The organism is Dactylosporangium sp. NPDC005572 (assembly GCF_040605515.1).
Lineage (GTDB): Bacteria > Actinomycetota > Actinomycetes > Mycobacteriales > Micromonosporaceae > Dactylosporangium.
The window spans coordinates 80,367-92,477 of record NZ_JBEXCY010000006.1; the positions used below are offsets into that span (position 1 = coordinate 80,367).

Sequence of the window (12,111 nt, forward strand, 5' to 3'; positions counted from 1 at the left end):
AGTCCTGAGTGGTCGGGCGGTGCGGCGGCGCTGTACTCAACGCCGCCGCACCGGGGTCAATTCGGGCTGGTGGTCGCGGTCACCCTGTCACCAGGATTTCCTTGGTCCCGTCCCACTGCACCACCACGCCGGGCAGTCGCAGGTCGTTACCCTCGAACTTCAGCTGGCCCATGGCGCCGGTGAACCCGGCCGAGGCTGTCTTCTTCATGCCCTGCATGATGGCCGTGCGGTCGGCGCTGCCGGCCTCTTTGATGCCCCGGGCCAGCAGCCACGCCGCGTCGTACGCCTCGGCGGCGTAGTTGAGCGGCGTCTCGCTGGGGAACTTCTTCTGGTACAGCGCGACGAACTTGTCCGACGACTCGGTCTTGTTCTGCGAGCTGTAGTCCACGACCCAGGTCATGCCGGCGCCGTTGGCCCCGGCCGGGGTGAGATTGCCGGCGCTGGCGCCGGAGTTGCCGAGCACCGGGCCCTTGTAGCCGGCCTGGCGCAGCTGGGTCATCGCGGTCGGGTTCGCCGCGCCCACCTGCAGGATGGCGATGCCGTCGGGCTGTTTCGCCAGGGCCTGCGAGATCGGCGCGGTAAAGTCCTGTGTGGTCTGCTGCGTGCCGATGCTCGACACCACCGTGAACCCGGCCTGGGAGGCGAGGCCCGGCAGGGTCTTCTCGCCGATCTCCTTGAGCGTCGGCGTCCAGGCGGCGTAGATGATCGCGAGCTTGGTGATGTGCTGTGCCTTGATGTAGTCGGCGATCTTCGGGTAGTAGCTGCTCATCGGTGGGGTGACCCGGAAGGTGTAGTCACCGATGACGACGCCGTCGCTACCGGCCTGCGTGAAGATGATCGGCATCTTGGACTTGTCGGCGATCGGCGCCTGCGCCACTGACTCCTGGCTCGAGACCGAGCCGAAGATCGCCGTGTACGACTTGTCCGCGACGGCCGACGTCGCCTGGCTGGCGGCGGTCTGGATCTTGCCTGTCGTGTCCTGCTTGTCCAGAACGAGCTTGGTGTTCGCGCCCAGGTAGTGCTGATCGTTGATCTCTTGGATCGCGACCTCGTAGCCCTTGTTGGCGGCGAGGCCGGCGAACGCCGCCGCACCGGTCTCCGGATTCGTGGAGACGACCTTGATCTCGCTCGGCAGGCTGGCGCTAGAGCCACTCGAGCCCGTGTCGCCCGCGCTGTCGCCGCAAGCCGCGGCGGTCAACAGTAAACCGGCTGTGAACAGGGCGGTGCCGCCCCGCAGGAGCCCCCCGAGTCGTCCGCTCATCGCTATCCTCCACCCGACTAACTGAATATCATGCGCATGATTGTCATGGTGCGTTAAAGGTAGAGGCCGAGCTCACACTTGTCTAGGGCTGCGTTAAAGACGTTGCGCAGGCGCGTTACGGAAGGGTAAAGCGGACTCGGGCATATTATGTCGATTGCCATCGAACAGTCCGGATGTCCAGGCTCCGGCGGCACGCGGCGGTTTATGGCGCGACCGGCGATCCGGCGCGCTCCCCGGGGTGAGCCAGGTCGGGATGCGCTGCCAGCCCGACGCTGCGGCCGCCGAGGGCCGACGGGATCTCGTAGCGGGTGACGTCGCCGAGCACGAGCGACCCGAAGCGCTCGCGCCACGCCGATCACGACCCCGCCGCCGGCCGAGCCGAAGTAGAGGTACTCGACCTCGTCGGTGGCGGCCCGCACGCAGTCGAGCGAGAAGCCGCGCACCGCGAGGCGCAGCCGGATCTCCGCCGGGTAGCCGCGTGGCAGATCGGCCCGACGAACAGCGACGGGTCGGCGAGCCTGCCGCCCACCACGATCTGCGCGTCCGCCTCCAGGCACTCGACGGTCGGCTCCACGACCCGCCCGCCGCGGCCGAGGTCGCCGGTGAGCAGCGGGACCAGCGCCCCGATGCGCTCGTCCTGCCCGGCGGCGGGGTCGGCGAGCCGGCGCAGCTGGGCCAGCGCCGTGGCCTGCTCAGCCGGTCGTTGGCGGACGCCGGGCCACAACCGAACCGCAACGTGGAAGATCCTCGGACATCCGCATGCCTCCTGGCGCGCCCGGCGTTGACACGGTAGAAATCTAGGATAACCATTATCACGTCAAGCGGGGTAAGGCTGGAGGCGGAACCTCATGACCGAAGACATAGAACGACTGGTGGCGGAGTTCGATCACAACTCGCAGGCCCACTCGCGCGACCCCGTCGGGTCGTACCGGGCACTGCGCGAGAAGTGCCCGGTGGCCTGGACCGAGGCGCACGGCGGCTACTGGGTGATGTCCGGCTACGACAGCGTCTTCGATGCCGCCCGCGACGACGAGGTCTTCTCGTCGGCGCGGAACTCCTACGGCGGCGAGGGGCTCACCGTCGTCATCCCGAAGACGCCGATGCACCTGCACATCCCGATCGAGATCGATCCGCCCGAGTTCCGCAAGTGGCGCAAACTGATCAACCCGATCACGTCGCCGGTGGCCGTGCAGCGCATGACCGGGCTGGTCGAGAAGTACACGACCTGGTTCATCGACGAGGTCATCGAGACCGGCGAGTGCGACTTCTCGCAGGTCATCGGCGTGCCGTCGATCGTGACCGTCGACTGGCTCGGCCTGCCGGTGGCCGACTGGCACCGCTACTCGTTCCTGCACCACGCGACGCTGACCGCGGTGCCGGGCAGCGACGAGTACGTCAAGGCGACGACCGTCGAGATGCCCTACTGCTCGCAGCAGATGCGCGAGGTCATCGCGGCACGCCGGGCCGAGCCGCGTGACGACGTCATCAGCTACCTCGTGCACCAGGAGGTCGACGACCGCCCGGTCAGCGACGAAGAGGTCTTCTCGATGGTCGAGCTGCTGCTCGCCGGCGGCGTCGGCACCACCGCGTCCCTGGTCAGCCAGACCCTCGTATGGCTCTACCAGCACCGGGACGTGCGGCAGACGCTGATCGAGCATCCCGAGAAGCAGGAGCGGGCGATCGAGGAGTTCCTGCGGTACTTCTCCCCCACCCAGGCCCTCGCGCGGACTGTGGCCAAGGACGCCGAGTTCCACGGCTGCCCGGTGCACACCGGTGACCGGGTGCTGCTCGCCTGGGCCTCCGCCAACCGCGACCCGAGCCAATTCGAGGACCCCGACACACTCGACATCGAGCGGTGGCCCAACCGGCACACCGCCTTCGGCGTCGGCGTGCACCGCTGCGCCGGCTCCCACCTGGGCCGCGCGATGGCCCGCGAGCTGATCGGTCAGGTCCTCGGACGGATGCCGGACTACGTGATCGACCTCGACCGCGTCGAACCGTACCCGCACCAGGGCACCAACACCGGCTGGCGGCGGATCCCGGCGACGTTCACGCCCGGCCCGCGCCGCGGCGAGGCGCTGGTGCTGCGATGACCGCCACGCTGGCCCAGCGCGACGAGGAGATCACCGCGTTCTTCGCCGCCGACCCGGCGACGATCGCCTGGCCGTACCCCATGTACGAGCGGTGGCAGCGGGGCACCGGCATCGTGCGCTGGTCCGGCGGCCCGGCCACGGTGCTGACCCGCCACCGCGACGTGAAGGCCGTGATGGGCGGCGCCTACCCGCTGAGCAACAACGGCTACCGGCACGGCACGCTGCCCGACGGCATCATCTCCCGGCTGCCACTCGCGCACCACGAGATCTTCTTCAAGATCATGGACTTCGAGGCGCTGTTCATGAGCCGGACCGACGGCGAGACCCACGCCCGGCTGCGGCGGATCTCGTCGCGGGCGTTCACCGCGCGGCGGATCGCCGAGCTGCGCGACGCGATCCAGGCACACGTCGACGACCTCGTAGCCGACATGCTCGCGCACGACGACCCCGACCTCAAGACCGAGCTGGCCGACCAGCTGCCGGTCCGGGTCATCTGCGACCTCATCGGCGTGCCGCAGCACGACCGCGAAATGATCAAGGATTGGTCCACGGCCATCGCCGCGTTCATGAGCGTCGACGAGGGCTCGCTGCGCCGCGCCGATGCGGCGCTCGACGCGTTCATCGGCTACCTCACCGCCATGATCGACCGGGTGCGGACAACCGGCGAGGGCCCGGAACTTGCGCGGCTGCTCCTCGACGGCCGCGACAGTGAGGCGATGACCGAGGACGAGCTCATCGCCACGTACCTCGTGCTGCTCTTCGGTGGCAGCGAGACCACCACGAACCTGCTCGGCAACGGGTTTCTGGCGCTGCAGCGGCATCGCGAGCAGTGGGACATGCTCGTCGCCGACCCGGGTCTGGTGCGCGGCGCGATCGACGAGCTGATGCGCTACGACAGCCCGCACCACTACCTGCCCCGGCTCGCCACCGCCGACTTCGAGATCTCCGGCGAGCCGATCCACGCCGGCGAGACGGTCATCGTCGTCATGGGCGCCGCCAACCGCGACCCTGAGGTGTTCGACGACCCGGGGCGGCTGGACATCACCCGCCCCAACCGCGCCGAGCACCTGTCGCTCGCCTTCGGCCCGCACTACTGCCTCGGCGCGGCGCTCGCCCGGCTCGAGGGCGAGATCGTGTTCACCACGCTCGTCACGCGGTTCCCCCGGGCGCGGCTGCGCGCCGGCGACATCGCCTACGGCGGCAGCGCGATGCTCCGGGCAATCCAGCACCTGCCGACCGACCTCGGCGTGAGCCGGGCATGACCTCGTACGGGTGGCTCGGCGGCCGGGCGCAGGACCCCGCGCTGGTGTTCGGCGACCGGTCGCTCACATTCGCGGCGCTCGACGACCGGGCGGAGCGTGTCGCCGCCGGGCTCGTCGCCGCCGGATGCGCGCCCGGCGACCGGGTCCTCGCCCTGCTGCCACCCGGCATCGAGCTCTTCGAACTGCTGCTCGGCTGCGTCCGCGCCGGGCTCGTGCTGGTCCCGATGAACTGGCGGCTCACCGAGGACGAATTGCTGACCGTTGCCCGCGACGCCCGCGCGACGGCCCTCGTCAGCGGTGAGGCGTACGCCGGCCCGGCGGCGGCACTGCTCGAGCGCACCAGCGGCCGGGCGCACCTGCGGATCGGCCCGTCCGACTGGTACGAGCGATGGCTCGCCGACCAGCACCCGCCGGCCGAGGCGCGGCGGCCCGAGCCGGCACCCGGCGACGTCGTGCTGCAGATCTACACCTCGGGCACGAGCGGCGCGCCCAAGGGCGTGCTGCTGACCGCCGCCAATCTCGCCGCGAAGGTACCACGGGCGGCACTGGCCTGGGACCTCGGCGCCGGCTCGGTGAGCCTGCTGGCGACCCCGCTCTTCCACGTCGGCGGGCTCGGCTGGGGCCTCGCCGGGCTGCACGCCGGGGCCAGGACGATCGTGGCCACGTCGGCGGCGCCCACCGATCTGCTGGTGACGCTGCGGACCGAGCGGATCACGCACACGTTCCTGGTGCCGACGATGATCGAGCGGATGTGTGCGCTCGCCGGCACCACGCGACTCCCGGACCTGCACACGATCATCTACGGCGCGGCGCCGATCGACCCGCGCACCCGCCGGGCCGCCACCGACGTCTTCGGCTGCCGCCTGCTGCATGTGTACGGGCTGACCGAGACCACCGGCGCGATCACCCAGCTCGACGCGGGCGAGGTCGACCCGCTCGACCCGCGCACCGGGTCGGTCGGCCGCCCGTACCCGTGGGTGGCGATCTCGGTGCGTGACCCGCGCACCGGCGCGGAGCTGCCGCCCGGCCGGCCCGGCGAGATCTGGACCCGGTCCGCGCAGAACACCCCGGGGTACCACCGCGACGACGCCGCCACCGCCGAGCTGTACGGCCCCGGCGGCTGGCTGCGCACCGGCGACGGCGGCTACCTCGACGCCGACGGCTACCTGTTCGTCACGCACCGGATCAAGGACCTCATCATCTCCGGCGGCGAGAACGTCAACCCGGGCGAGGTCGAGGAGGTGCTCCGCCAGCACGCCGACGTGGCCGACGTCGCGGTCGTCGGCCTGCCGGACCGGTCGTGGGGAGAGGTCGTCACCGCCGTGGTCGTGCCCCGCCCCGGCCGCGCGCTCACCGAGGCGGACGTCCTCGCCTACGCCCACGGCCGGCTCGCCGGCTACAAGCGCCCGCGGCGCGCCCGCATCGTGGCGTCGCTGCCCCGCACAGCGACCGGCAAGGTGCTCAAGCACCGGCTGGTCGCCCAGATTGCCGCGACGGAGGCGACGTGAGCATGACAGAACCACATCAGCCGGTGCGGATCCTCGGGTTCGTCAACCACATCGCACCGGCGGCGGACATCGAGACGCACATCGCGACGGCGTTCGGCTGGGGCGTCGACGTCGTCGTCGCCCAGGGCACCGGCAGCGACTGGGGGCCGTACTGGCTGGGCTCGGGCGAGCAGGTCGCCGCGAACCAGGCCGCGAACGTCAGACCCTACGTCAAGGCGGCGCTCGCGCACGGGGTGCCGTTCGTGTTCTCGTTCGGCATCGCCGGCGCCGACGCCCACCTGGAGGCCTGCCTGGCCCAGTTCGACGCGCTGTGCGCGGCCGAGGGCTGGGACGTCTCGATCGGCGTGGTCCGCTCGGAGCTGGCGAAGCCGTACCTGACGGCCGCCCTCACTGCCGGCGCGGAGGTGGTGCCGGCCTCCGACGGCGCCGGGCCGGCCGGCCGGCTGAGCGTCGCCGACGTCGAGGCCGCCGACCGGATCGTGGCGCTGATCGGCCCGGAGCCGGTGATGGCGGCGCTGGAGCGCGGGGTTGACGGCGTCATCACCGGCCGGGCCCTGGACATCGGGCTGTTCATGGCGCTGCCGATGCTGCGTGGTATTCCGCCCGCGGTCGCCGCGCACGCCGGCAAGCTGCTGGAGTGCGGCGGGCTCGCGCTGTCGCCGGGCGACTCCGGGCAGTGCATCTGGGCGAGCCTCGACGCCGACGGCTTCGAGGTCCGCTCGCCCAACCCGGCCGCCACCGCGAGCGTCCGCTCGCTCGTGTCGCACACGTTCTACGAGCGGGCGCACCCGACGCTGGAGGAGAACCCGGGCGGCTGCCTCGACCTCGCCGACGCCCGCTACGAGCCGACCGTCACCGGTGTGCGGTGCACCGGCGCCCGGTGGATCGAGCGGCCGTACACGGTGCTGCTGGAAGGCGCGAAGCGGGAGGGGTTCCGGGCGATCTCCATGCTCGGGGTGCGCGAGCCCGCGCTGCTCGCGCAGGTACGCGACTGGACCGACGCGGCCGAGAAGACCCTGCGCGAGTCGGTGCGCTTCGCCGGCGCGATCGACGACGGCCGGCTGCGGGTGTCGACCCGCATCTTCGGCCTCGACGGCGTGCTCGGCCCGGCCGAGCCGGAGAAGATGGTCACCGGCCACGAGGCCGCGGTCGTCCTCGACGTGGTGGCCGAGGACCGAGCCCTCGCCGAGGAGGCCGCGTACTTCGGGTTCATCCGGCTCTTCATCGGCCCGTACCCGCAGCGCAAGACGACGGCCGGGAACGCGGCGGCGCCCTTCATGCCGGTGGTCATCCCGGTCTCCGAGGTCTACTCGTTCTCGATCTACCACCTGCTGCCGCTCACCGACCCGGTCGCGCCGTTCCCGGCGGCCGTGACCCGGTTCCCGCGCGGCCGCGACGATCGCCGAGAGGGGGTGTAACCGTGCGGCTGTACGACTGCGCGGCGATCATCCGCAGCAAGAACGCCGGACCGTTCACGGTGACGGTCGACATCTTCTTCGACGACCCGGCGATGTTCGCTCTCGCACGCGGCTCGCGGCTGCTCACCGCCGCCGGGGTCGCCGAGGCGTACGGCGTGGCGCCCGACACCGTCAAGGGCATCTACTGGGACGAGAGGATCCTCGCGGCGAAGGTGTCGCTGCTGCGCTGGTCGTCGAGCACCGACCGGTTCTGCGCCGACCTGTTCGGCGCTCACCTGCACACCCCGCTGGCCGCCGGAGTCCTCGCGTGAAGTGCGCCATCCTGCTCACCACCATCCACAGTGGAGCGTCCGACCCGCGGGTCCAGCGGCGCGAGCACGAGGAGCTCGTGCAGGCTGCCGACGAACTCGGCTTCGACGTGATGGTGGCCGGCCAGCACTTCCTCGGCGCCGAGCTGCGCTACTTCCAGCCCGTGCCGTGGCTTGCCCACATGGCCCGGTTCGGTCCGCGGCTGCGCACCGCCACCGGCATCATCCTGCTGCCGCTGGTGAATCCGGTGGAGACCGCGGAGCAGCTCGCCACGCTCGACGTGCTCAGCGACGGGCGGGCGGTCTTCGGCGTCGGCCTGGGCTACAGCGACCACGAGTTCGCTGCGTTCGGGGTCGCGCCCGGCACCCGGGTCGCCCGGTTCGAGGAGTCTCTGGCGCTGATCCGGCGGCTGTGGAGCGGCGAGACGGTCAACTTCCACGGCCGGTTCTTCAGCGTCACCGAGGCCCGACCGGCGGTGCTGCCGCTGCAACCCGGCGGCCCGCCGGTGTGGATCGGCGGCCAGGCGGCCGGCGCGGTCCAGCGCGCGGCGCGACTCGGCGACGCCTGGTACGCCCCGCCGTTCCCCACCCACGACGAATTGGCCCGGCTGCGTGCCCTGTACCTGCGGACCCGGCAGGAGGCCGGCCGGCCGGTCGCGGGCGAGTTTCCGGTACGCCGCGAGCTACTCATCGCGCCGACCCGGCAGGCCGGGCTCGCGGCGGCGCTGGAGCGCTACCGCGCACGGTACGAGATCTACCGCAAATGGGGCCTGCAGGGCGAGAACACACCGGTCGGTGCGGGCGGCGAACAGGTGCGCACCGACATCGCCGACCGGTTCGTCCTCGGCCCGCCGCAGGAGTGCGCGGAGCAGCTCGACCGGCTGCGCACCGAACTGGGCATGACCCATTTCGTCTACAAGCCGCACTGGCCGGGCCTGCCGCACGCCGAGGCGATGCGCCAGCTGGAGCAGTTCGGCACACAGGTCATGCCGCTGTTCGCGGCGAACCGGGGCGGCGCGGCATGAGGCTCGAACCGGGCATGGTCGCGGTCGTTACCGGTGCGGCGAGCGGCATCGGCCGGGCCCTGGCCACAGGGCTCGCGGCTCGCGGGCTCGACCTCGCGCTCACCGACGTCGAGGCGGCCGCCCTCGACGGCACCGTGGCCGGCCTGCCCGGGACGGCCTCGGTGCTCGCCGCCGCCTTCGACGTCGCCGACCCGGCCGCCGTCGACGGCTTCGCGGCCGCCGTCGAGGCCCGCTTCGGCCGGGCCGACCTGGTCTGCAACATCGCCGGTGTGGTCGGCCCCCGCGTGCCGACGTGGCAGCAGCGTCCCGCCGACTGGCAGTGGATCCTGCAGGTGAACCTGATCGGGCCGGCCAATGTGCTGCGCGCGTTCCTGCCGATGCTGCTCGCTCGCGGCAGCGCTCACGTCGTCAACGTCGCCTCGATCGCCGGCCTCGCGCCGATCGCTGGCGGCGGCAACGCCCCGTACGCGGCGAGCAAGTTCGCCGTGGTCGGGCTCAGCGAGACGCTGCGGGTCGAGCTGGACGCGGTCGCCCCAACCGTCGGCGTGACCGTGGTGTGCCCGGGCCCGGTTGCCACGCGGATCCGCGAGGCCGAGCGGAACCGGCCGGTGGCGCTGGGCGGTGGCACCCCGGTGACGCCGCCGACATTCACCAACGCGGCGCCGTCGATCTCGGCGGACGACGCGGCGGCGCAGATTGTCGCCGCCGTCGAGGCGGACCGGCCGTACCTGCTGACGAACCCGGAAAACGCCGCCGAGGTGCGGGCCCGCCACGCCCGCGTGGAGCGCTGCCTGCCGTGAGCGCCTACCAGCGGGGCGGGCGGTGCTCGAAGAAGGCCGCCGTACCCTCCCGCAGGTCGGCGCCGAGGAAGAGCGGCAGGTTCAGGAACTGGGCGGCGTCGATCGCGGCACCGGCCGGCATCTCCGACAGCAGCTGGAACGCCGCCCTGCCCAGCCGCACCGCCTGCGGGCTGGTGCGGGCGAACAGCTCGCCGTAGTGGTCCACGCCGGCGAGCAGTGCGTCAGCGTCGGGGTACACCCGGCTGACGAAGCCGACCCGGTGCGCGTCGTCCGCGCTCAGCGGCTCGCCGGTCATCATCATCTCCAGCAGCAGCTTGCGGGGCAGTGACCGGGCCAGCTGCGCGACGATGATCATCGGGAAGAGACCGACCTTGACCTCGGGCATCGCGAACCGGGCACCGCGCGTGGCCAGGACGACGTCGCACATGCCGGCCAGGCCCATGCCGCCCGCGTACGCCGGGCCGTTGACGGCGGCCAGTACGGGCTTCGGCGCCCGCAGCATGAGCTTGTGCAGGTCGACGATCGCCTCGGGCCAGGCGTACGCCTCCTCGACCGGCATCCGGCCGAAGCGCTCCATCTGCCGAAGGTCGCCGCCGGCGCAGAAGGCCGGTCCCGCGCCGGTCACCGCGACGGAGCGCACCGCCGGGTCCTCGAACAGCGTGCCGAACACGTCGCGCAGGGCTGCGGCACTGTCGCGGTCGAGGGGGTTGCGGTCCTCGGGCCGGTTGAGGGTCACCAGCGCCACCGTCCCCCGGCGGCTCACCAGGACCGGGTCAGGCGTCCGCACCGTCCAGCTCCATCCGCAGCAGCCAGGCGTACATCACCTTGCCGAGATGGTCGGAGCGCAGCGACATCGTGCCGCCGCCGTCGAGAGCCCCGGCGAGGACGAAGTTCAGCGCCCGGATCCCGGGCATCTCGTACCGGTCGACCGTGCCCTTCACCAGGTCGCCGAAGTGCGCCTTGACCCGCTCGGCGGTCAGCGCTCGGCGCAGGATCGCGTAGCCGGCGTCGTCGTAGGCGACGAGGCCGACGTTGCACACGTCGCCTTTGTCGCCGGAGCGGCCGTGCGCGAGATCGGCGACGCGGACCATTCTCAGACCTCCAGCAGACGCACGGACTGGGTGACGAGCTGCCGCGGGATCAGGCACGGCCAGATCGCGAACAGCTCCTTGAGCGGTGGGCGGGTGCCGACGCCGGCGACCCCCGCCGGGCCGTTGTTGTAGAGGGGGACGCTCTCGGTGAACACCTTGCGGGCCTCGGCGGCGTCGCGGCAGCGGGCCGCGTACCGCACGACGACCTCGGGCAACTCGGGATCGTCGGGCGGCGGGATCCGGCTGCCCCACATCGAGTTGTGGCCGATGTACTCCACGAGGTCGTCCTCGTGGACGAAGCCGGCCCGTGCCAGGCGGCTGCGCAGGAACGAAAGGCCGCGCCGAGCCTTCGCGGAGGCGTCCGGCCAGGTGTACGTGAACACAGCCGCGCCGACGAACCCGGCCCGGTAGCCCATGTTCACCTTCAGCGTGGCCGGGCGCGGCCGGCCGGTGACGCCGCCGATGCGGACTCGGTCGGGGCCTTCCTGGGTGAGCGTCAGCCCGCTGAAGTCCGCCGTCACGTCCGCGGTGAGGTAATTGGCCGGGTCGTGAATCTCGTAGACCATCTGCTCGCTGACCGTGCCGACGTCGACCCGGCCGCCGCTGCCCGGCGTCTTCGTGACGACCGCCGAGCCGTCCTCGGCGACCTCGGCGATCGGGTAGCCGAGCGTCTCGAGTCCGGGCATGTCCTGCCAGCCGCCGGCGTAGAGCCCGCCGGTCGCCTGGCCGCCGCACTCGACCGCGTGGGCCGCGGCGGTCGCCCGGCCGAGTCGCTCCCAGTCGTCGGGCGCCCAGCCGAACTCGTGGATGAGCGGGCCGAGGTACAGCGCGATGTCGGTGACCCGCCCGCAGACGACGATGTCGGCGCCCCGGCCCAGTGCCTCGACGATGCCCTCGGCTCCGGTGTAGACGCAGGCGTGTGTCAGCCGGTCCCGCACTGTGGACAGCTCGGCACCGGTGTCCAGGTTGGTGAACGGGACGCCGAGGCCCATGAGCCGGTCGATGTCGGACCGGATGTCGTCGCCGGTGACCACGGCGATGCGCACGTTGCCGAGGCCGAGCTCCTTGACCAGCTCGGCGATCCGGTCGGCGCACGCGACCGGGTTGGCGCCGCCGGCTTTTGGTCACGACCTTGACGCCCTTCGCCACGCAGGCCGGCAGCGCGCCGCGGAGCAGGTCGACGACGTCGCGGGTGTAGCCGTGGGCCGGGTTCTTCTCCCGCTGCTTCGACAGGATCGACATCGTCAGCTCGGCCAGGTGGTCGCAGCAGAGGTAGTCGACGTCGCCGCGCCGCACCATGTCGATGGCCGGCTGAACGCTGTCGCCCCAGAACGCCATGCCCGCG

General features: G+C 71.8%; 11 protein-coding genes and 2 pseudogenes. 7 read left to right on the forward strand and 6 right to left on the reverse strand.

Annotated elements, in window-relative coordinates; translation table 11 throughout:
- Positions 1-79: 79 nt before the first annotated feature.
- Both ABZS66_RS05110 and ABZS66_RS05115 read right to left on the reverse strand, forming a co-directional pair.
- Positions 80-1,261 (reverse strand): ABC transporter substrate-binding protein, encoded by a 1,182-nt coding sequence (locus tag ABZS66_RS05110; protein WP_354755300.1) that lies wholly within the window; start codon positions 1,259-1,261, stop codon positions 80-82.
- Between the two features lie 355 nt (positions 1,262-1,616).
- Positions 1,617-1,985: an acyclic terpene utilization AtuA family protein gene (locus ABZS66_RS05115; protein WP_354755302.1), complete on the reverse strand. Its 369-nt coding sequence runs from the start codon at positions 1,983-1,985 to the stop codon at positions 1,617-1,619.
- 148 nt (positions 1,986-2,133) lie between these two features.
- Here ABZS66_RS05115 and ABZS66_RS05120 point away from each other — a divergent pair, with 148 nt between their 5' ends.
- From ABZS66_RS05120 to ABZS66_RS05150, 7 genes are read left to right on the forward strand one after another with little or no spacing between them, the layout of a single operon-like run.
- Positions 2,134-3,354, forward strand: coding sequence for a cytochrome P450 (locus ABZS66_RS05120; RefSeq protein WP_354755304.1), 1,221 nt, complete (start codon positions 2,134-2,136; stop codon positions 3,352-3,354).
- Complete coding sequence (locus ABZS66_RS05125) at positions 3,351-4,616, forward strand: cytochrome P450 (protein ID WP_354755306.1); 1,266 nt, start codon at positions 3,351-3,353, stop codon at positions 4,614-4,616. The genes ABZS66_RS05120 and ABZS66_RS05125 overlap by 4 nt, the downstream gene beginning before the upstream one ends.
- Positions 4,613-6,124, forward strand: a complete 1,512-nt coding sequence (locus ABZS66_RS05130) for an AMP-binding protein (RefSeq protein ID WP_354755307.1) — start codon at positions 4,613-4,615, stop codon at positions 6,122-6,124. The genes ABZS66_RS05125 and ABZS66_RS05130 overlap by 4 nt, the downstream gene beginning before the upstream one ends.
- Positions 6,125-6,126: 2 nt before the next feature.
- Entirely contained in the window at positions 6,127-7,542 is a 1,416-nt protein-coding gene (locus ABZS66_RS05135; RefSeq protein WP_354755398.1) for an acyclic terpene utilization AtuA family protein, read from the forward strand.
- A 2-nt stretch (positions 7,543-7,544) separates the two neighbouring features.
- Complete coding sequence (locus tag ABZS66_RS05140; protein ID WP_354755309.1) at positions 7,545-7,853, forward strand: DUF4387 family protein; 309 nt, start codon at positions 7,545-7,547, stop codon at positions 7,851-7,853.
- Complete coding sequence (locus ABZS66_RS05145; protein ID WP_354755311.1) at positions 7,850-8,875, forward strand: LLM class flavin-dependent oxidoreductase; 1,026 nt, start codon at positions 7,850-7,852, stop codon at positions 8,873-8,875. Before ABZS66_RS05140 ends, ABZS66_RS05145 begins: the two co-directional genes overlap by 4 nt.
- Positions 8,872-9,675 carry an SDR family NAD(P)-dependent oxidoreductase gene (locus tag ABZS66_RS05150; RefSeq protein WP_354755313.1) on the forward strand — a complete coding sequence of 268 codons (804 nt, stop codon included), beginning with the start codon at positions 8,872-8,874 and terminating at the stop codon, positions 9,673-9,675. The genes ABZS66_RS05145 and ABZS66_RS05150 overlap by 4 nt, the downstream gene beginning before the upstream one ends.
- A gap of 4 nt (positions 9,676-9,679) precedes the next feature.
- On the opposite strand, the gene ABZS66_RS05155 is transcribed toward ABZS66_RS05150, so the two are convergent.
- The 4 genes and pseudogenes from ABZS66_RS05155 to ABZS66_RS05170 all read right to left on the reverse strand — a co-directional run.
- Positions 9,680-10,462: an enoyl-CoA hydratase-related protein gene (locus tag ABZS66_RS05155; RefSeq protein ID WP_354755315.1), complete on the reverse strand. Its 783-nt coding sequence runs from the start codon at positions 10,460-10,462 to the stop codon at positions 9,680-9,682.
- Positions 10,449-10,766, reverse strand: coding sequence for a hypothetical protein (locus tag ABZS66_RS05160; RefSeq protein ID WP_354755405.1), 318 nt, complete (start codon positions 10,764-10,766; stop codon positions 10,449-10,451). The genes ABZS66_RS05155 and ABZS66_RS05160 overlap by 14 nt, the downstream gene beginning before the upstream one ends.
- Before the next feature lie 2 nt (positions 10,767-10,768).
- Positions 10,769-11,869, reverse strand: a pseudogene (locus tag ABZS66_RS05165) (acyclic terpene utilization AtuA family protein); the annotation flags it as partial.
- Positions 11,870-11,894: 25 nt separating this feature from the next.
- A pseudogene (locus tag ABZS66_RS05170) lies at positions 11,895-12,104 on the reverse strand (acyclic terpene utilization AtuA family protein); the annotation flags it as partial.
- Between the last annotated feature and the right edge of the window lie 7 nt (positions 12,105-12,111).